Source organism: Silanimonas lenta DSM 16282, assembly GCF_000429065.1.
In the GTDB taxonomy this organism is placed as follows: domain Bacteria; phylum Pseudomonadota; class Gammaproteobacteria; order Xanthomonadales; family Xanthomonadaceae; genus Silanimonas; species Silanimonas lenta.
In genome coordinates, this window is record NZ_AUBD01000005.1 from 223,447 (window position 1) to 242,217 (window position 18,771).

Here is an 18,771-nt window from a genome sequence, read left to right on the forward strand (position 1 = left end):
GAACGCAGATGAAAACAAGCCCACCCGTGCCGGGCGGTATTTGCGCCAGCCCACGGGCTACCGCGCCTTCATCCCCGCGCCCTTGCCGCCCAACCCGCCGCTGGACCTGAGCGGCCCCCTGCGCGAGAAGCTCTCGCAGGCCGATTACGCGCTCGGCCGCCTCGACGGCGCGGTGCTGACGCTACCCAACCCCGACCTCTTCGTCTTCATGTACGTGCGCAAGGAGGCGGTGCTCTCCAGCCAGATCGAGGGCACGCAGTCCTCGCTGCAAAACCTGCTCGCGGCCGAAGCGCAACTGTTCGACCCCGACACCCCCAGGGACGTGAACGAGGTCGCCAACTATGTACGGGCCATGAACCATGGCCTGGCGCGGCTCGCGGAACTCCCCGTCTCGGTGCGCCTGATCCGCGAAATCCATGCGGAGCTGATGCAGGGCGTACGCGGCGGCCGGCTCACGCCGGGCGAGCTGCGCACCAGCCAGAACTGGATCGGCCCCGCCGGCTGCACGCTCGCCACGGCAACCTTCGTGCCCCCGCCGCCCCATGAAGTGTCGCAGGCGCTCTCCGACCTGGAGCGCTTCCTCCACGACGGTGCCGGCCTGCCGCCGCTCGTCCAGGTGGGGCTCGCGCACGCCCAGTTCGAGACCATCCACCCCTTCCTCGACGGCAACGGCCGCATCGGCCGGCTGCTGATTGCCTTCCTGCTCACCGAAAAGCGGCTCCTGTCCAGGCCGGTGCTGTATCTGTCGTACTATTTCAGACAGCGCCGCAGCGAATACTACGAACGCCTGCAAGCCGTGCGCGACGCGGACGACTGGGAAGGCTGGCTCGCCTTCTTCCTCGACGGCGTGATAGAGGTGAGCCAGCAGGCCACGCACACCGCCGCCGCCATCCTGCGGATGCGCGAAGACTACCGCGCCAAGATCACCGAGCACCTCGGCCGCGCCGCCGCCAACGGCCAGCGCGTGATGGATCGGCTCTTCGACCACCCCATCGTCAGCGTCGCCACCGTGCGCGAGTGGCTCGGCATCACCCCGGCGGGCGCCAACCAGATCGTCGGGCGGCTCGAAGGCGTGGGGCTCTTGCGCGAGATCACCGGCTATGCCAGGAACCGGCGCTTTCGTTTCGAGCCCTACCTGCGGCTGTTCGAGGAGGGCGGCGAATGAGAAAGTCCTTCGAGAAAACGACAGCGCGACTGGCGCAGTGGCGCGAGCTACCTTTCAGTCAAGCCGTGACAGTGAACCCGCGGGTCCAGCTTACCCGTGGCGCGGCTTACCCGTTTGTCGACATGGGAGCGGTTAGCTCAGGCTCGCGTTCAGCATACGCAAGCGAGCATCGGCAGTTCGACGGTGGCGGTTCTCGCTTTGCGGTCGGCGACACGCTAATGGCGCGGATTACGCCATGTCTCGAGAACGGGAAGATCGCCCGTTTCGCTGGACGTTCGGGCGAGATCGGCCACGGGTCGACCGAGTTCATCGTAATTCGTGGCCGAGAGGGTGTTAGTGATACGGACTACGCCTACTACCTGACGAAGTGGGAAGGCGTCAGCGGGTATGCGATCAGCCAGATGACGGGTACGTCCGGCCGCCAGCGCGTGCCGTCTGAAGCGTTCGACCATCTGAAAGTGTCGCTTCCACCCTTGCCCGAACAACGAGCCATCGCCCACATCCTCGGCACGCTGGACGACAAGATCGAACTCAACCGCCGCCAGAACGAAACGCTGGAGGCGATGGCCCGCGCGCTGTTCCGCGCGTGGTTCGTAGACTTCGAGCCGGTGCGAGCCAAGAAGGAGGGCCGCTGGCGGCGCGGCGAATCCCTGCCGGGCCTGCCCGCCGACCTCTACGACCTCTTCCCCGAGCGCCTCGTTGAATCGGAATGGGGGGAGATTCCGGAGGGGTGGCGTGCGTTCTCTTTGGACGATGTGGCACAACAAGAAAAGGGGTGCATAACCCCAGGAAACTCACCCGAGGAAACGTTTACACATTACAGTCTGCCCGCTTTCGATTCTTCGAAAATTCCGGTCATCGAGCCAGGAGCAGAAATAAAGAGCAACAAAACACCCGTGCCTGATGGCTCAGTGCTGGTTTCGAAGCTCAATCCTCACATTCCACGCATATGGCACGTCGGCAAGGCCGGTTCAAATGCCGTATGCTCAACCGAATTCATCGTATTCACGCCCAAAGCACCAGCAAACGGCGCTTTTCTTTATTGCTTAACATCTTCAACAGAATTCAATGGCGCGATGCGTCAACTCGTGACAGGCACTTCGAATAGTCATCAACGTGTCAAGCCGGATCAACTACGTGGCATTCGTGTATTTTGCGCCAGCGAGGTAGCAATCGGAGAATCTTCAAAGCAGCTCGAGGAATTGATTGAGCAGGTTCTGCAAAACGCGCAGCAATCCCGCACCCTCGCCCAACTGCGCGACACCCTGCTGCCCAGGCTGATCTCCGGCGAACTGCGCATACCGGATGTCGAAGCGTTTTTCAGGGAGAGAAAACCATGACCACGCCAACCTCGCTCGTCATCTTCGAGTCGAGCGGACAGCCGGTGCAGGTGCGATTGGCGGGCGAATCCGTCTGGATGACGCAACGCCAGATGGCCGAAGTGTTTGCCACCACAACCGAAAACGTGCTCATGCACCTGAAGAACATCTTCCGCGATGGCGAGCTGGAGGAGACGGCAACCACTAAGGATTTCTTAGCAGTTCAAACCGAAGGCCGGCGGCAGGTTCAGCGACGGCTCAAGCACTACAACCTCGATGCCATCATCTCCGTCGGCTACCGGGTGAACTCCGCCCGCGCCACGCGCTTTCGCCAGTGGGCCACGCGGGTGCTGCGCGAGCACCTGACGCGGGGGTTCACGCTGGACCGCCAGCGCTTCGAGCAGAACGCCGCCGAGCTGGAGGCGGCGCTCTCCCTGGTGAGAAAGGCCGCCGCGGGCGAGGCGCTCACCGCCGAGGTGGGCCGCGGGCTGGTAGACGTGATCGCCCGTTACACCCAGACCTTCCTCTGGCTGCAACGCTACGACGAGGGGCGGCTCGCCGCCCCGGTGGGCAGCCCGGGCGGGGTGCTGCCCACGCTCACCGAGGCACGCGCGGCCATCGCGCGCCTGAAGGCCGATCTGATGGCGCGCGGCGAGGCGTCCGACCTCTTCGGCCGCGAGCGCGGCGAGGCCTTCGCGGCGATTCTGGGCAACCTGGAGCAAACCGTCTTCGGCGAGCCGGCCTACCCGACGGTGGAGACCAGGGCCGCGCACCTGTTGTACTTCGTCATCAAGAACCATCCCTTCGCCGACGGCAACAAGCGCAGCGGGGCGTTCCTGTTCGTGGACTTCCTCGCCCGCAACGGCCGCCTGCTACGCGATGGTGAGCCGGTCATCAACGACGTGGGGCTCGCGGCACTCGCCCTGCTCGTGGCCGAGTCGGATGCCAAGAACAAGGACGTGATGATCCGCTTGATCGAGAACATGCTGGCCCTTCCGGGGGCGAACAGGGAGGGATGAGGCATGGCGTTTCTGTCGGAGGCCGAAGTCGAGCGCGCCCTCTTGGACCAGCTTCACGCGCTCGGTTATCGCATCGAGCGCGAGGAGGACATCGGCCCCGATGGCCACCGACCTGAGCGCGAGAGCCACGATGAGGTGGTGCTGAAAAAGCGGCTTGAGGACGCCGTGGCACGCCTGAACCCCACCCTGCCCGTGGAGGCCCGCCAGGATGCCATCCGCAGGGTGACGCAGTCGGAACTGCCCGTCTTGCTCGAAGAAAACCGGCGGCTGCACAAGCTGCTGACGGAAGGCGTGGATGTCGAGTATTTCGCCGCCGATGGCACGCTCACCGCAGGCAAGGTGCGGCTGATCGATTTCGAGGACCCTGCGCAGAACGACTGGCTGGCGGTGGGCCAGTTCGTGGTGATCAACGGCCAGAACAAGCGCCGGCCCGATGTGGTGCTGTTCGTCAACGGCCTGCCGCTGGCGGTGATCGAGCTGAAAGCGCCGGGCAGCGCGGGGGCGCATTTGGCGGGCGCATTCAACCAGCTGCAGACCTACAAGCGGGAGATCGCCCCGCTTTTTCGCACCAACGCGCTGCTGGTGACTTCCGATGGCATCACCGCCCGGGTGGGGTCGCTCTCGGCCGACCTGGAGCGCTTCATGCCCTGGCGCACCACCGACGGCAAGCAGGTGGCGCCGAAAGGCGCGCCGGAACTCTCAACGCTGATCGAGGGCGTGTTCGAGCAGCAGCGGCTGCTGGAGCTGCTCGCACACTTCACGGTGTTTGGCGAGACCGGCTCGGGGCTCGTCAAGATCATCGCCGGCTACCACCAGTTCCATGCCGTGCGGCACGCGGTCACCTCGACGATCCGCGCGGCAAGTCCGCATCCGGAGGCGGGAGAAGAACCCGCGGCCTACGGCCTGCCCAGCGTGAAAAGCCAGCGCGCGGGCGACCGGCGCGCGGGCGTGATCTGGCACACCCAGGGCTCGGGCAAGAGCCTCTTGATGGCGTTCTATGCCGGTCTTCTGGTCAAGCACCCGGCCATGGCCAACCCGACGCTGGTGGTGCTGACCGACCGCAACGACCTGGACGACCAGCTCTTTGCCACCTTCTCGATGTGCCAAGACCTGATCCGCCAGACGCCGGTGCAGGCGGAAAGCCGCGAGCATTTGCAGGCGCTGCTCAACCGGGCATCGGGCGGGGTGATCTTCACGACCTTGCAGAAGTTCGGCGAGAGTGCAGAGCCACTCACGACCCGACGCAACGTGGTGGTCATCGCCGACGAGGCGCACCGCAGCCAGTACGGCTTCAAGGCCAAGGTGGATGCCAAGACCGGCGAGATTTCCTACGGCTTTGCCAAGTACCTGCGCGATGCGCTGCCGAACGCCTCGTTCATCGGCTTTACCGGCACGCCCATCGAGGCCGACGACGTCAACACCCCGGCGGTGTTCGGCCACTACATCGACATCTACGACATCAGCCGCGCGGTGGAGGATGGCGCGACGGTGCCGATCTACTACGAATCCCGGCTCGCGCGCATCGAACTGGATGAAAACGAAAAGCCGAAGATCGACGCCGAGATCGAGGCGATGCTGGAGGACGAGGAGGAGCCCACCCGCGAGCGCGTGAAGCAGAAGTGGGCGACGGTGGAGGCGCTGGTGGGCAGCGACAGGCGCCTCAGGCAGGTGGCAGAGGACATCGTGCAGCACTTCGAGGCGCGTGTGCAGGCGCTCTCGGGCAAGGCGATGGTCGTCTGCATGAGCCGGCGCATCTGCGTGGCGCTCTACGACGAAATCGTCCGGCTTCGCCCCGACTGGCACAGCGACGACGACACCCAGGGCGCGATCAAGATCGTGATGACCGGCGCCGCTTCCGACCCACCCGAGTGGCAGCCGCACATCGGCAACAAGGCGCGGCGCGATCTGCTCGCCAAACGCGCCCGCGACCCGAATGACCCCTTGAAGCTCGTGATCGTGCGCGACATGTGGCTCACGGGCTTTGATGCGCCGTGCATGCACACCATGTACGTGGACAAGCCCATGCGCGGCCACGGCCTCATGCAGGCCATCGCGCGGGTGAACCGCGTGTTCCGCGACAAGCCGGCGGGGCTGATCGTGGACTACATCGGCATCGCGCAGAACCTGAAAAACGCACTCGCCCAGTACTCGCCGCGCGACCGCGAGCAGACCGGCATCGATGAGGCCGAAGCCATCGCGGTGATGCTGGAAAAACTCGAGATCGTGCGCGATATGTTCCACGGCTTCGATTACCGCGGCGCGCTCCATGGCTCGCCCCAGGAGCGGCTCTCGATGATGGCCGGCGCCATCGAGTGGATTCTGGAGCGGCAACAGCAATGGGCGGCGCAGGAGTCAAGCCCGGAGGGCAGGAAGGCCGCGCACCGGCGCTTTCCCGATGCGGTGCTGGCCTTGTCCAAGGCGTTCGCGCTGGCCTCGGCGTCCGACGAGGCACGCGCCGTGCGTGAGGAAATCGGCTTCTTCCAGGCCATCCGGGCCGCACTCATCAAGAGCGGCACGGGCTCGGGTCTGCCCCGGCAGGAGCGCGAGCTGGCGATCCAGCAGATCGTCAGCCGCGCGGTGGTCTCCACCGAGATCGTGGACATTCTCAAGGCGGCAGGCATCCAGAGCCCGGACATCTCCATCCTCTCCGACGAGTTCCTTGCCGAAGTGCAGCAGATGGAGAAGAAGAACCTGGCGCTGGAAGCCTTGAGAAAGCTCTTGGGCGACGGGATTCGCTCGCGAGCCAAGGCCAACATCGTCGAGACGCGGGCGTTTTCCGAACGGCTGGAAGCTGCCGTGGCGCGCTACCACGCCAACGCCATCACCACCGCCGAGGTGCTGCAGGAGCTGATCCAGCTGGCCCGCGACATCCGAGCCGCCCGCCAGCGCGGCGAGGAATCGGGCCTGTCAGACGAGGAAATTGCCTTCTACGATGCGCTCGCCGAGAACGAAAGCGCGGTGCAGGTGATGGGCGACGACAAGCTGCGCGTCATCGCCCACGAACTGCTGATGAGCCTGCGCGAGAATGTGACCGTAGACTGGGCACACCGTGAATCGGCCCGCGCCCGGATGCGGGTGCTGGTCAAGCGCATCCTGCGCAAGTACGGCTACCCGCCCGATCTCCAGGATGCGGCCGTGCAGACCGTCCTGGCCCAGGCCGAGGCGCTTTCCGCCAGCTGGTCGCTGCCAGGGCCTCCGGCCTCAATCCTCGCCTAGCGCCGCGAGCACTGCGGCCACCGAGGCCTCGACACTGGTGGCATCGGTGCTGACATGCACCTCGGGCGCCAGCGGCGGCTCGTAGCCGGTGCCGATGCCGATGGCATGCCCGAGCTCTCCGGCGCGGGCGCGGGCGTAGAGGCCCTTGGGGTCGCGGGCGGCGCAGGTCTCGGGCGAGGCATCGACGAAGACCTCGATGAACTCGCCGGGGGCGAAGCGGGCGCGCACGGCCTCGCGGTCGGCGCGGTAGGGCGAGATGGCGCTGACGATCACGATGAGGCCGGCCTCCACCATCAGCCGCGCCACTTCGCCCAGCCGGCGCACGTGCTCGCGGCGATCCCCGGGCGCGAAGCCGAGGTCTTTCGACAGCCCGGTGCGGGTGTTGTCGCCATCGAGCAGCATGGTGTGGCGGCCGCGGGCGGCGAGGTGGCGTTCCAGCGCATCGGCGAGCGTGCTCTTGCCGGCCCCGGACAGGCCGGTGAGCCAGAGGCAGCGGGCCTGCTGGCCCTTGGCGGCGGCGCGTTCGGCAGGCCCCAGGCTGAAGGCCTGGGCATAGGCGCGCCCACTGCCCTCGGCGATCGCCTCCACCACGGTGCCGGCACCGGCCGTGGCATGGCTGGCGCGGTCGATGAGGATGAAGGCGCCCAGCGCCCGCTCGTCCTCGAAGCGTGCCAGCGGCAGGCGCTCCTCCAGTTCGAGCTCGACGCGGCCGATGGCATTGAGCGGCAGCGCGCCGGCGGCATGCGTGGCGCCGGTATGGATGTCGCATTGATGCTCGATGGCCACCACCTGTGCCGGCACGGTCTTCGGCCCCACGCGCAGCAGGTAGCGTCGGCCCGGAACGAGGGGCGCCTCGTCGAGCCAGACGAGGTCGGCGCGCAGGCGGCGGGCCAGCACGGGCGCGCTGCCGGGGGCCACCACGAGATCGCCGCGCGAGACATCGAGATCCTCGTGGAAGACCAGGGTCACTGGCTGGCCGGCCTCGGCGGCGGCGAGCTCGCGCCCCGGGCCGATCACCCGGGCCACGGTGGCGCGGGTGCCGGCGGGCAGCACCTGCACGGTATCGCCCACCGCCACGCGGCCGGCGGCCACGGTGCCGGCCACGCCGCGGAAGTCCTGGTGCGGGCGGTTGATCCACTGCACCGGCAGGCGGAAGGCCGCCGCGGCCGGGGGCTCGAGCGCCGGCAGCGCCTCCAGGGTGGGCAGCAGGGGCTGGCCTGTGAACCAGGGGCTGTGTTCCGAAGCCACGAGCAGGTTGTCGCCATGCAGGGCGGAGAGCGGGATGGCATGCACCTCCTCGATGCCGAGCGCCTGCGCCAGCGCGCGGTAATCGTCGTGGATGGCGCGGAAGCGGGCCTCGCTCCAGCCCACGAGGTCCATCTTGTTCACCGCCAGCACCACCCGCTTCAGGCCCAGCAGGCGCACGATGCGGCTGTGGCGGCGGGTCTGCGGCAGCACGCCCTTGCGGGCGTCCACCAGCACCACGGCGAGATCGGCGCCCGAGGCGCCGGTGGCCATGTTGCGGGTGTACTGCTCGTGGCCCGGGCAGTCGGCCACGATGAAGCGGCGGCGCGCGGTGCCGAAGTAGCGGTAGGCCACGTCGATGGTGATGCCCTGCTCGCGCTCGGCCTCGAGGCCGTCCACCAGCAGGGCGAAATCCAGCGCGCCGCCCTGGGTGCCGAGCCGGGCGCTGTCGCGGGCCAGGGCCTCGCGCTGATCCAGCGCGAGGCTGCCGCTGTCGTGCAGCAGGCGGCCGATCAGGGTGCTCTTGCCGTCGTCCACGCTGCCGCAGGTGATGAAGCGCAGCAGCGGCAGGGCCTCGTGGTGGCGCAGGGCACGGTGGGCGCCGTGGCGCGACGCGCCCTCGTCGTCGGGAAGGCGGTAGGCGGGGGTGCCGTCCATCAGAAATAGCCCTCGAGTTTCTTCAGTTCCATCGAGCTTGCGGGGTCGTGGTCGATCACCCGGCCCTGGCGCTCGGAGACGGTGGCCACCAGCAGTTCCTCGACGATGGCCTCCACCGTATCGGCGGTGGATTCGATACCGCCGGTGAGCGGGTAGCAGCCCAGGGTGCGGAAGCGCACCGGGCGCCATGCGGGCTGCTCGCCAGGCTTCAACGGCAGGCGCTCGTCGTCGACCATGATCAGGGTGCCCTCGCGCTCCACCACCGGACGGGGGGCGGCGAAATAGAGCGCCGGCAGTTCGATGCCCTCGCGCAGGATGTACAGCCACACGTCCAGCTCGGTCCAGTTCGAGAGCGGGAACACGCGCACGCTCTCGCCGCGGTGGATGCGGCCGTTGTAGAGGTTCCAGAACTCCGGGCGCTGGCGCTTGGGGTCCCAGCGCTGGTGGGCGTCGCGGAAGGAGAACAGGCGCTCCTTGGCCCGCGATTTCTCCTCGTCGCGGCGCGCCCCGCCGATGGCGCAGTCGTAGCCGCCGCGGGCCAGGGCCTGCTTGAGGCCCTGGGTGCGCATCACGTCGGTATGCACCGCCGCCCCATGCACGAAAGGATCGATGCCGGCTGCCAGCCCCTCCTCGTTCACATGCACCCGCAGTTCCACGCCATGCTTCGCCGGCACGGCATCGCGGAAGGCATAGGCCTCGCGGAACTCGAAGGTGCTGTCGATGTGCAGCAGCGGGATCGGCGGCGGCGCCGGGTAGAAGGCCTTCTTCATCAGGTGCAGCAGCACCGTGCTGTCCTTGCCGATGGAATAAAGCAGCACCGGGTTGCGGAACTGCGCGGCGACCTCGCGCAGCAGGTACAGGCTCTCGGCTTCGAGGCGGTCGAGGTGGGACAGGGCCATGGCGGTCAACGGGAGAGGTTGTAGAGGCTGAGCAGCACCACCAGCACGCCGACCGCGGCCATCAGCGGGCGGGCCGGCAGGCGGCGGGTGAGCCAGGCGGCGAAGGGCGCGGCCACCACGCCGCCCACCAGCAGGCCGGCCACCACGTGCACATGGCTGATGCCCAAGGTGGCGACGAAGACCGCCGAGATGGCGGCGCTGACGAAGAACTCGGCGGCATTGGCGGTGCCGATGGCGAAGCGCGGCTCGATGTGCCGGGCCATCAGGTGCGGGGTGATCATCGAGCCCCAGCCGCCGCCGCCCACGGCATCGAGGAAGCCGGCGCCGAAGCCCAGCGGCAGGGCCGTGCCGCGCCGCGCCTCGGCGCGCCGGCCGCGGAAGGCGCGCAGCACCAGCAGCAGGCCCAGCAGCAGCAGGTAGGCCGCCACCAACGGCCGCAGCCAGGCGAGGTCCACACTGCCGAGGAACCAGGCGCCCAGTGCCCCGCCCGCCACGCCCGGCAGAGCCAGCTGCCAGAGCAGGCCGCGGTCGATGTTGCCGAACAGGCCATGGCTCAGACCGGAGACTCCGGTGGTGGCCACCTCGGCGGCATGCACGCTGGCGCTGGCAAGGGCGGGCGGCAGGCCGAAAGCCAGCAGCAGACTGGAGCTGGTGACGCCATAGGCCATGCCCAGCGCGCCATCCACGGTCTGGGCGGCAAGGCCGATGGCAACGAAGACGAAGAACTCGGGCGGGATGTCCATGCGCGGCGGAAGCTCGGGGAGTGCGCATCCTCGGCAGCCGCCGCGCCAGCGGGAAATGCCGCCCCCGCATAGGCAGATAACCGCGGCCGGCACATTCGCCGGGGTTATCTGCCTATGCCGGCTGCTGCTTTCCGGCAGGGCCGCGGGCGGCGGGAGACTGCCCGCCTGCCCCGCCCCTGCCCGCCATGACGCTTCCCCCGCCGCTGCCCTCCGCTCCGCCGCTGCCGCTCGATGCCGAGCGCCGCACCCTGCTCGAGCGCCTCACCCGCGACCTCGATGCCGCCACGCTGTGGTGGCTCTCCGGGTTCCTCGCCGGGCTTGCCTCCCCCGCTGCCGGCGCGGCCTCGACGCCGGCGAGCAGCGCCGAAACCCCGCCCGCCCCGGCAAGGCCCGAGGCCGCGGCCGAGACCCTGACCGTGGTCTATGGCAGCCAGACCGGCAATGCCCGCCGCGTGGCCGAGGCCCTGTTCGCCGCGGCCGGCGAGCGCGGACTCAAGGCCCGCCTGCTGCGTGCCGATGCCTATCCGCTCGTGGAACTGAAACGCGAGACCCGGCTGCTCATCGTCATCAGCACCCAGGGCGATGGCGACCCGCCGGACGATGCCCGCGGCTTCGTGGAGCACCTCGGCGGCCGCCGCGCGCCGCGACTCGAGGGCCTGCACTACGCGGTGCTCGGCCTCGGCGACTCGAGCTATCCCAGGTTCTGCGAGGTCGGCCGCATGCTGGATGCGCGCCTGGCCGAGCTCGGCGGCACGCGCCTCGCGCCACTCGGCGAAGCCGATGTCGATATCGATACCGTGGCCCGGCCCTGGCAGGCCGGGGTGCTGCAGGCGCTGGAGGCGCTGCGGCCAGCACTCGCCGCGCAGGCCGGAGGCGCTGCACCGCAGGCGGGCCGGAACGCGGTGGCCGCGCCCTCCGGGACCGGCCTGGCGGCAAGCCGCGAGCACCCGGCCGGGGCCGAACTGCTCGCCAACCTGCGGCTCACCGGCCGTGGCAGCGACCGCGACATCCGCCACCTCGAGTTCGCCATCGACCCCGTCCGCCTCGACTACCTGCCGGGCGATGCCGCCGGCGTCTGGCCGCGGCAGGACCCGGCCCTGGTAGCCGCGGTGCTCGAGGCCGCCGGCCTCGATGGCGATACCGAGCTCACGCTGGACGGCGAGACCCTGCCCCTGCACCGCTGGCTTGGCGAACGCCGCGAACTCACCCGCCTGCACCGCCCGCTGCTGAAGGCCCAGGCCGAGCGCAGCGGCAGCGCAGCGCTTGCCCGCCTGCTGGCCGATGCCGATGCCAGCGCCGCCCTGCTCAGGGGCAGCTCCCTGCTCGACCTGCTGCTCGACCATCCCGCTCCCTGGTCGGCCGAGGACTTCCTGCGCCAGCTGCGGCCGCTCGCCCCACGCCTCTACTCCATTGCCTCCAGCCGCGCCGCGGTGGGGGATGAGCTGCACCTCACCGTGCGGCATGAGGTCTTCGAGCATCCCCGAGGACTTCGCCATGGCGCCGCCTCGCACCATCTCGCCACCCTGGCCGAGGGCGACAGCGCCCGGCTCTTCATCGAACGCAACGAACGCTTCCGCCTGCCTGCCGACGGCTCGCGCGACCTGGTGATGATCGGCCCTGGCACCGGCATCGCTCCCTTCCGCGCCTTCGTGCAGCACCGCGTGGCCGCCGGAGCCCGGGGTCGGCACTGGCTGTTCTTCGGCAACCCGCGCTTCCGCACCGACTTCCTCTACCAGACCGAGTGGCAGAAGGCCCTGAAGGCAGGAGCGCTGCACCGCCTCGACCTCGCCTTCTCCCGCGATGGCGCGGAGAAGGTGTACATGCAGCACCGGCTGGCCGAACAGGGCGCCGGGCTCTGGCGCTGGCTGCAGGAGGGCGCGCACCTCTATGTCTGCGGCGATGCCTCGCGCATGGCGAAGGACGTGCACGCCGCCCTGCTCGCCATCGCCCAACAGCACGGCGGGCTCGAGCCCGATGCCGCCACCGATTACCTCGCCGGCCTGGAACGCGCCGGCCGCTACGCCCGGGACGTCTACTGATGAGCAGCCATTCCGTCGAAGACATCAAGCGCCGGAGCGCCGGCCTGCGCGGCACGCTCGCGGCCAGCCTCGCCGACCCCGTGACCGGGGCGCTGCGCGAGGAGGACCAGATCCTCATCAAGTACCACGGCAGCTACCAGCAGGACGACCGCGACCTGCGCGAGGAACGCCGCCTCTCGAAGCTGGAGCCGGCCTACGGCTTCATGATCCGCACCCGCACCCCGGGCGGCGTGCTCACGCCCACGCAGTGGCTCAGGCTCGATGCCATCGCGAGCACCTATGCCGAGCGCGGGCTGCGCCTCACCACCCGCCAGGCCGTGCAGTTCCATGGCGTGATCAAGCGCGAGCTGAAGGCCACGATGCAGGCCATCAATGCCGCCCTGATCGACACCCTCGCCGCCTGCGGCGACGTGAACCGCAATGTGGCGGTGGCAGCCAACCCGCTGGTCTCGCCGGTGCATGCCATGGTCCATGCCCAGGCGGCGGCGCTCTCCGAGCACCTGCTGCCCAATACCCGCGCCTACTACGAGCTGTGGCTGGACGAGGAGCGGGTGGCCGGCGGCGATCCGGCCGAGGAGCCGATCTATGGCCCCACCTACCTGCCGCGCAAGTTCAAGATCGGCTTCGCCATCCCGCCCATCAACGATGTCGATGTCTTCTCGCAGGACCTCGGTTTCGTCGCCCAGCTCGAGGGAGGCGTGCTCACCGGCTACACCGTGCTGGTGGGCGGCGGCATGGGCAGCACCCATGGCGATGCCGAAACCTATCCGCGGCTCGCCGATCCCCTCGGCTTCATCCGACCAGAGCAGCTGATCCCGGTGGCCACCGCCGTCGTCACCGCGCAACGCGACCTCGGCAACCGCGAGGTGCGCAAGCATGCGCGGCTCAAGTACACCATCGACCGCATCGGCCTCGACGCCTTCCGCCGCGAAGTGGAAGCCCGCAGCGGCATCTCCCTCGCGCCGCCAAAGCCGCTCGCCTTCGAGCACAACGGCGACCGCTTCGGCTGGGTGCAGGGCGAGGACGGCAAGCACCATCTCACCCTGCGCATCCCCGCCGGGCGCGTGCAGGATTCGGAGGACATTCCCTGGCAGCGCGGCCTGCGCGCCGTGGCCCGGGCGCTCGAGGCCGCGGGCGAGGGGCAGTTCCGTCTCACCCCGAACCAGAACCTCGTCATCGCCGGGCTCTCCGCCCCCCTGCGCGAGGCGGTGGATGCCCTGGTGGCCGGGCACCGCCTCGATCTCTTCCGCCGCGCCTCGCCGCTCGCCCTGAATGCCCTGGCCTGCGTGGCCCTGCCCACCTGCGGGCTCGCCATGGCCGAGGCCGAACGCTACCTGCCGGCCCTGCTCGCCACGCTCGAAGCAAAGCTCGCGCAGCACGGCCTTTCGGAGGCAGACATCCACCTGCGCATCAGCGGCTGCCCGAACGGCTGCTCGCGGCCCTACCTCGGCGAGATCGCCCTCGTCGGCAAGGCCCCGGGGCGCTACAACCTGATGCTCGGCGCCGACCACCGCGGCGCGCGGCTCAATGCCCTGTACCGCGAGAACGTGGACGAGGCCCAGCTGCTGGCCGCACTCGACCCGCTGCTCGCCGACTACGCTGCCCGGCGCGGCGTGGGCGAGCGCTTCGGCGATTTCCTCGTCCGCACCGGCGTGGTGCGACCGAAGCCCGGGCCGATCCCGCTGGTGCTGGCATGAGCGCCGGCCACGCCCCCGAACGCCCCGGCGACGGCGAAGCGCCCGCCACGCTGGCCGAGGCCTGGGACGATGACGCCGCCCTCGCGGCGCTCAATGCCTGGCTCGAAGCGCAGGAGGCCGAGACCCGCCTCGACTGGGCCCTCGCCCACTGCCAGGGTCCTGCCGTGCTCTCCACCAGTTTCGGCGCCCAGTCGGCCGCCCTGCTGCACCTCGCCACCCGGCGGGCTCCGGAACTGCCGGTGGTGCTGGTGGACACCGGCTACCTCTTCCCCGAGACCTACCGCTTCGCCGACGGCCTCACGGCCCGCCTCGGCCTCAGGCTGCACGTGGCCCAGGCCGAGGAATCGGCGGCCTGGTTCGAAGCCCGGCATGGCCGGCTCTGGGAACAGGGCCTCGCAGGCATCGAGCGTTACAACCGCCTGCGCAAGATCGAGCCGATGCAGCGCGCCCTCGACGGCCTCGGGGCCCGGCTGTGGATCGCCGGGCTGCGCCGCAGCCAGTCGCCGGAGCGCGCCCGCCGCCAGGTGCTGGAGCGCGCCGGCCCACGCTGGAAGCTGCACCCTCTGCTGGACTGGAGCGACCGCCGGATCGGCGCCTACCTCGCCCGCCACGGCCTGCCCTACCACCCGCTCTGGGAGCGCGGCTATGTCTCGATCGGCGACTGGCACACCACCCGCCCGCTCGCCGAGGCCGGAGATCTTGCCGGCACCCGCTTCTTCGGCCTGAAACGCGAATGCGGCCTGCACGAGCCGGCGAGCTGAGGCCCGCCACGCGCGGGCCGCATCACGCCGGGTTCAGTTGGTGATGGCCTGGCTCAGCTCGGCCCAGCCCGGCGGCGTCGGCCAGGCCGCCTCCTGATGGCCTGCCAGCACCCGCTGCAGGTCGTGGCGGTCGAGCTGCGGGGCGATCTGGCGCAGCAGGTCGAAGGCATAGCGGCGCAGCACCCGCTCCTTCGGCACCACCGCCCAGGCCGTGCACTCGGGCAGCACGGGCGGGGCCGGCAGGGCCACCAGGTCGGCATCGGCCACCGCGCTCACCGCCATCTCGGCGAGGATGCCCACGCCGAGGCCGGCACGCACATAGGTCTTGATGAGGTCGGCGTCGTGGGCGGTCATGGCCACCTTGGGCGCCAGCCCGGCCTCGCTGAATACCCGGCGCAGCGAGCTCTCGGGATGGCTGGTGCTGTGGTAGCTCACCAGCGGATGGGCGGCGAGTTCGGCGAGTGTCGGCGCCCGGCCAAGGCCGGCCAGCGGATGCGCCTTCGGCACCAGCACCAGCCGCCGCCAGCGGTAGAGCGGGATGGCATGGCCGCCGGCCGGCACCGTGCCCACGCTGCTGACGATGGCGATGTCGGCCTCGCCGCGGGCGAGCTGCGGCAGTACCTCGTTGTCGGCCAGCGACTGCAGCTGCACGCCCACCCTCGGGTACTGGCGGTTGAGCGCGGCGATCGCGGCCGGCAGCACGAAGCGCGCCTGGGTGTGGGTGGTGGCGAGCTGCAGGGTGCCCACCGCCTCGCCGCGCTGGTTGGCGGCGAAGGCGCGGATGTTCCCGGCCTCGGCCACGGCGCGGCGGGCATGGGCCAGCACCACCGTGCCGGCCTCGGTGAGCGATTCCAGGCTGCGGCCCTTGCGCTGGAACAGCAGGAAGCCCAGCTCGTCCTCCAGTGCCTTGAGCTGCTTGGAGATGCCGGGCTGGGTGGCATGCACCTTCTCGGCCGCCTGGGTGATGTTCAGGCCGGCATCGACGATGGCGATGAAGTAGCGGAGCTGGGTGAGGGTCATGGCGGGAGAAGGGGGAAGCGGACGTAAGACCGGCGTCGCCGGCCTTGATTCATCTATTCATCTCGATGAAACGATAAATATCGCCCGGCGTCCAGTCCTTCCTGATAACCGGAGGGCATGATGAGGGGCCGAGCGGGCATTTCCGGCCCCGGCCCGCCCCGGCCTAGCGTGGAGCCCGGCCCCTTCCGCCCGTCCTGCCGCCTCATGCCCGCCCCGCTCTTCCCCGTCTTCCTCGATCTTGCCGGCCGCCGCGTACTGCTGGTGGGCGGCGGCGCGGTGGCACGGCGCAAGGCCGAGGCCCTGCTGGAGGCCGGCGCCCGGCTCGTGGTGGGCGCACCGGCCCTCGAGCCCTGGCTGGCCCGGGCCGCCGCCGAAGGCCGGCTGGAACACCGCGCCGGGCACTTCGACCCCGACTGGCTGGAGGGCGTCTGGCTCGCCATCGCCGCCACCGACGATGCCGCGGTGAATGCCGCCGTGGCCCGGGAGGCCGGGGCGCGGCGGATCTGGGTGAACGTGGTGGACGAGGCCCCGCGCTGCAGCTTCCAGGTGCCCGCGCGCATCGAGCGCGGCCCGCTGCAGATCGCCATCAGCAGCCGTGGCGAGGCGCCGATGCTGGCGCGCTGGCTGCGCGAGAAACTCGAAACCGAGCTCGATCCCGGGCTGGGTCGGTTCGCCGAATGGCTGGGCAGCAAGCGCGCGGCCCTGCGGGCCCGCTTCCCCGATCCGGTGCGCCGGCGCCAGGTACTGGAGGCCCTGCTGCGCGGCCCGGCCAGCGATGCCCTGCGCCGCGGCGATACGGCCACGGCCGAGCAGGCCCTCGACGCCGCCCTCGCCGAAGCGCCGGCGGCGCAGGGCCGGGTGATCCTGGTCGGCGCCGGCCCGGGCGATCCTGGCCTGCTCACCCTGCGCGGCCTGCGTGCGCTCAACCAGGCCGACGTGATCCTGCACGACCGCCTCGTCAGCCCCGAGGTGCTGGCCCTGGCCCGCCGCGATGCCGAGCGCATCGAAGTGGCGAAGGAGGCCGGCACCCATCACGTCACCCAGCAGCGCATCCACGAGCTGCTCGTGGAGCACGCCCGCGCCGGCCGCACCGTGGTGCGGCTCAAGGGCGGCGATCCCTTCGTGTTCGGCCGCGGCGGCGAGGAGCTGGAGGCCCTGCGTGCGGCCGGCATCCCCTACGAGGTGGTGCCCGGCATCACCGCCGCCCTCGCCTGCGGCGCCTACAGCGGCATCCCGCTCACCCACCGCGGGCACGCACAGTCGGTGCGCTTCGTCACCGCCCACTGCCGCGACTCCATCGACACCCTCGACTGGGCCGCGCTGGCGCAGGAGCGCCAGACCCTCGCCGTCTACATGGGCGTGCAGGGCCTCGCCACCCTGCGCGAACGCCTGCTGGCCCATGGCCGCGCCGCCAGCACCCCCTTCGCCCTGGTGGAGAATGGCAGCCGCCCGGAACAGCGCGTGCTGCTCGGCACCCTGGGCGAGCTGCCCGAGCGCGCCGCCGCTGCCGGAATCCGCTCGCCCGCCCTGCTGATCCTCGGCGAGGTGGCTGCCCTCGGCGCCCGCCTGCACTGGTTCGGCGCGGCACCGATCACGCACCGCCTCGCCCCCGGCGCCGAAGCCCCTGCCGCAGCGGCGCGCTCCACGCTCGCCGCCTAGGGCGCACGCGGCCCCGTTCTCCTCACTCCCGCCAATCCTTCCCCTCCGTTCCAGCGAGACCCGCCATGGCCCTCTACGACAGCCTCCTCGACACCATCGGCCGCACGCCCATCGTCCGCCTGCACCGCCTGCCGCCGAAGCACGTCGAGCTCTACGTGAAGCTGGAAGCCTTCAATCCCGGCGGCTCGGTGAAGGACCGCCTCGCGCTTGCCATCGTGCTCGATGCCGAACGGCGCGGCCTGCTGAAGCCCGGCGACACCATCGTCGAGGCCACCTCGGGCAATACCGGCGTGGCGCTTGCCATGGTGGCCGCGGCCCGCGGCTACAAGTTCGTGGCGGTGATGACCGAGACCTTCTCGGTGGAGCGCCGCAAGCTGATGCGCGCCTACGGCGCGAAAGTCATCCTCACCCCGGCCGCCGAGCGCGGCAGCGGCATGGTGCGCAAGGCCGAGGAACTGGCGAGGAAGCACGGCTGGTTCCTCGCCCGGCAGTTCGAGAACGAGGCCAACCCGGCCTGGCACCGCAGCACCACCGGGCCCGAGATCCTGCAGGACTTCGTGGGCCGGCGGCTCGACTACTTCGTCTCCGGCTGGGGCACCGGTGGCACCCTCACCGGCGTGGGCCAGACCCTCAAGCTCGCCCGCCCCGAGGTGAAGATCATCAGCAGCGAACCCGCCGGCGCCCAGCTGCTCGGCGGCAAAGACTGGCAGCCGCACAAGATCCAGGGCTGGACCCCGGACTTCGTGCCCGCCGTGCTCGACCGCTCGGTGGTGGATGCCATCAAGCCGGTGGACGACCTGCTGGCCCGCGACACTGCCCGCCGCCTCGCCACCGAGGAAGGGATCTTCGTCGGCCTCTCCGCCGGCGCCACCCTGGCCGCCGCGCTGGAAGTGGCGAAGGAAGCGAAAGAAGGCTCGGTCATCCTCGCCATGCTGCCCGACACCGGCGAGCGCTACCTCAGCACGATCCTGTTCGAGGGGATCAGCGAGGGCTCGGACGACGAGTGGCTGGCGGCGCTGGACGCCGGAACGGCCCCGGGGAAGGCAGCCTGAGCGGGGCGCGGCGTGATGCCGAAAAATCATATCTTTTCATCGCGATAAAGGGATGACACGAGGCGGCGCCAGGGCTATCGTGGCCCCACTTCCCATCCAGACCGGCTGAGGGACAGGCCCGAAGACGCCGGGGCAAGCACCGCCACCCACCGAGGCGGAACGCTGCCAATGCCTGCGGCGGGGCCCTCGGGCCATGCCGGCCGATGGGTCGCCCGGTGCCTGTCCCCCAGGCACCCGCGCGGCCCCATGCCGGCCGCCGCAGGGGATGGGCCACCGGAGC

General features: G+C 70.1%; 13 protein-coding genes and 1 riboswitch. Of the genes, 9 read left to right on the forward strand and 4 right to left on the reverse strand.

What is annotated here, in order from left to right; all coding sequences use genetic code 11:
• Nucleotides 1-40: 40 nt before the first annotated feature.
• The 4 genes from G408_RS0103645 to G408_RS0103655 are packed head-to-tail and all read left to right on the forward strand — an operon-like array spanning nt 41 to nt 6,719.
• Nucleotides 41-1,165 (forward strand): Fic family protein, encoded by a 1,125-nt coding sequence (locus tag G408_RS0103645; RefSeq protein ID WP_245584250.1) that lies wholly within the window; start codon nt 41-43, stop codon nt 1,163-1,165.
• Nucleotides 1,162-2,505, forward strand: a complete 1,344-nt coding sequence (locus G408_RS15010) for a restriction endonuclease subunit S (protein ID WP_211226643.1) — start codon at nt 1,162-1,164, stop codon at nt 2,503-2,505. The genes G408_RS0103645 and G408_RS15010 overlap by 4 nt, the downstream gene beginning before the upstream one ends.
• A complete protein-coding gene (locus tag G408_RS0103650) occupies nt 2,502-3,503 on the forward strand; it encodes a virulence RhuM family protein/type II toxin-antitoxin system death-on-curing family toxin (protein ID WP_028769986.1) in 1,002 nt (333 codons plus the stop codon). Before G408_RS15010 ends, G408_RS0103650 begins: the two co-directional genes overlap by 4 nt.
• A gap of 3 nt (nt 3,504-3,506) precedes the next feature.
• Complete coding sequence (locus tag G408_RS0103655) at nt 3,507-6,719, forward strand: type I restriction endonuclease subunit R (RefSeq protein ID WP_028769987.1); 3,213 nt, start codon at nt 3,507-3,509, stop codon at nt 6,717-6,719.
• Here the strand turns inward: G408_RS0103655 and cysC are convergent.
• The 3 genes from cysC to G408_RS15545 are packed head-to-tail and all read right to left on the reverse strand — an operon-like array spanning nt 6,705 to nt 10,263.
• Nucleotides 6,705-8,621 (reverse strand): adenylyl-sulfate kinase, encoded by a 1,917-nt coding sequence (gene cysC / locus G408_RS13010; protein ID WP_084628046.1) that lies wholly within the window; start codon nt 8,619-8,621, stop codon nt 6,705-6,707. The genes G408_RS0103655 and cysC overlap by 15 nt on opposite strands.
• Entirely contained in the window at nt 8,621-9,520 is a 900-nt protein-coding gene (gene cysD, locus G408_RS15540; protein WP_051282574.1) for a sulfate adenylyltransferase subunit CysD, read from the reverse strand. The genes cysC and cysD overlap by 1 nt, the downstream gene beginning before the upstream one ends.
• Before the next feature lie 5 nt (nt 9,521-9,525).
• Nucleotides 9,526-10,263 (reverse strand): sulfite exporter TauE/SafE family protein, encoded by a 738-nt coding sequence (locus G408_RS15545; RefSeq protein ID WP_028769989.1) that lies wholly within the window; start codon nt 10,261-10,263, stop codon nt 9,526-9,528.
• 185 nt (nt 10,264-10,448) lie between these two features.
• On the opposite strand from G408_RS15545, the gene G408_RS0103675 reads away from it, so the two are divergent.
• From G408_RS0103675 to G408_RS0103685, 3 genes are read left to right on the forward strand one after another with little or no spacing between them, the layout of a single operon-like run.
• On the forward strand, nt 10,449-12,302 hold the full coding sequence (locus tag G408_RS0103675) for an assimilatory sulfite reductase (NADPH) flavoprotein subunit (RefSeq protein ID WP_037412085.1): 1,854 nt from the start codon (nt 10,449-10,451) through the stop codon (nt 12,300-12,302).
• Nucleotides 12,302-13,999, forward strand: a complete 1,698-nt coding sequence (cysI, locus tag G408_RS0103680) for an assimilatory sulfite reductase (NADPH) hemoprotein subunit (protein WP_028769991.1) — start codon at nt 12,302-12,304, stop codon at nt 13,997-13,999. The genes G408_RS0103675 and cysI overlap by 1 nt, the downstream gene beginning before the upstream one ends.
• A complete protein-coding gene (locus G408_RS0103685) occupies nt 13,996-14,760 on the forward strand; it encodes a phosphoadenylyl-sulfate reductase (protein WP_051282575.1) in 765 nt (254 codons plus the stop codon). The genes cysI and G408_RS0103685 overlap by 4 nt, the downstream gene beginning before the upstream one ends.
• A 33-nt stretch (nt 14,761-14,793) precedes the next feature.
• Here G408_RS0103685 and G408_RS0103690 read toward each other — a convergent pair whose 3' ends face one another.
• The gene (locus G408_RS0103690) at nt 14,794-15,780 is read right to left on the reverse strand and encodes a LysR substrate-binding domain-containing protein (RefSeq protein WP_028769993.1); all 987 of its coding nucleotides are present in this window, start codon (nt 15,778-15,780) and stop codon (nt 14,794-14,796) included.
• Between the two features lie 204 nt (nt 15,781-15,984).
• On the opposite strand from G408_RS0103690, the gene cysG reads away from it, so the two are divergent.
• Together cysG and cysK are read left to right on the forward strand one after the other, a co-directional pair.
• Complete coding sequence (gene cysG / locus G408_RS13015; protein ID WP_037412086.1) at nt 15,985-17,439, forward strand: siroheme synthase CysG; 1,455 nt, start codon at nt 15,985-15,987, stop codon at nt 17,437-17,439.
• Nucleotides 17,440-17,504: 65 nt separating this feature from the next.
• The gene (gene cysK / locus G408_RS0103700) at nt 17,505-18,491 is read left to right on the forward strand and encodes a cysteine synthase A (RefSeq protein ID WP_028769994.1); all 987 of its coding nucleotides are present in this window, start codon (nt 17,505-17,507) and stop codon (nt 18,489-18,491) included.
• Between the two features lie 89 nt (nt 18,492-18,580).
• Nucleotides 18,581-18,701: riboswitch (SAM riboswitch) on the forward strand.
• Nucleotides 18,702-18,771 lie beyond the last annotated feature (70 nt).

Bases quoted from the DNA above. Each gene is read 5' to 3' on its own strand.
- cysG (WP_037412086.1), top strand. From the start codon at position 15,985: ATGCCCGCCCCGCTCTTCCCCGTCTTCCTCGATCTTGCCGGCCGCCGC.
- cysK (WP_028769994.1), top strand. From the start codon at position 17,505: ATGGCCCTCTACGACAGCCTCCTCGACACCATCGGCCGCACGCCCATC.
- cysC (WP_084628046.1), bottom strand. From the start codon at position 8,621: ATGGACGGCACCCCCGCCTACCGCCTTCCCGACGACGAGGGCGCGTCG.
- G408_RS15010 (WP_211226643.1), top strand. From the start codon at position 1,162: ATGAGAAAGTCCTTCGAGAAAACGACAGCGCGACTGGCGCAGTGGCGC.
- G408_RS0103655 (WP_028769987.1), top strand. From the start codon at position 3,507: ATGGCGTTTCTGTCGGAGGCCGAAGTCGAGCGCGCCCTCTTGGACCAG.
- cysD (WP_051282574.1), bottom strand. From the start codon at position 9,520: ATGGCCCTGTCCCACCTCGACCGCCTCGAAGCCGAGAGCCTGTACCTG.
- G408_RS15545 (WP_028769989.1), bottom strand. From the start codon at position 10,263: ATGGACATCCCGCCCGAGTTCTTCGTCTTCGTTGCCATCGGCCTTGCC.
- G408_RS0103675 (WP_037412085.1), top strand. From the start codon at position 10,449: ATGACGCTTCCCCCGCCGCTGCCCTCCGCTCCGCCGCTGCCGCTCGAT.
- G408_RS0103685 (WP_051282575.1), top strand. From the start codon at position 13,996: ATGAGCGCCGGCCACGCCCCCGAACGCCCCGGCGACGGCGAAGCGCCC.
- cysI (WP_028769991.1), top strand. From the start codon at position 12,302: ATGAGCAGCCATTCCGTCGAAGACATCAAGCGCCGGAGCGCCGGCCTG.
- G408_RS0103690 (WP_028769993.1), bottom strand. From the start codon at position 15,780: ATGACCCTCACCCAGCTCCGCTACTTCATCGCCATCGTCGATGCCGGC.
- G408_RS0103650 (WP_028769986.1), top strand. From the start codon at position 2,502: ATGACCACGCCAACCTCGCTCGTCATCTTCGAGTCGAGCGGACAGCCG.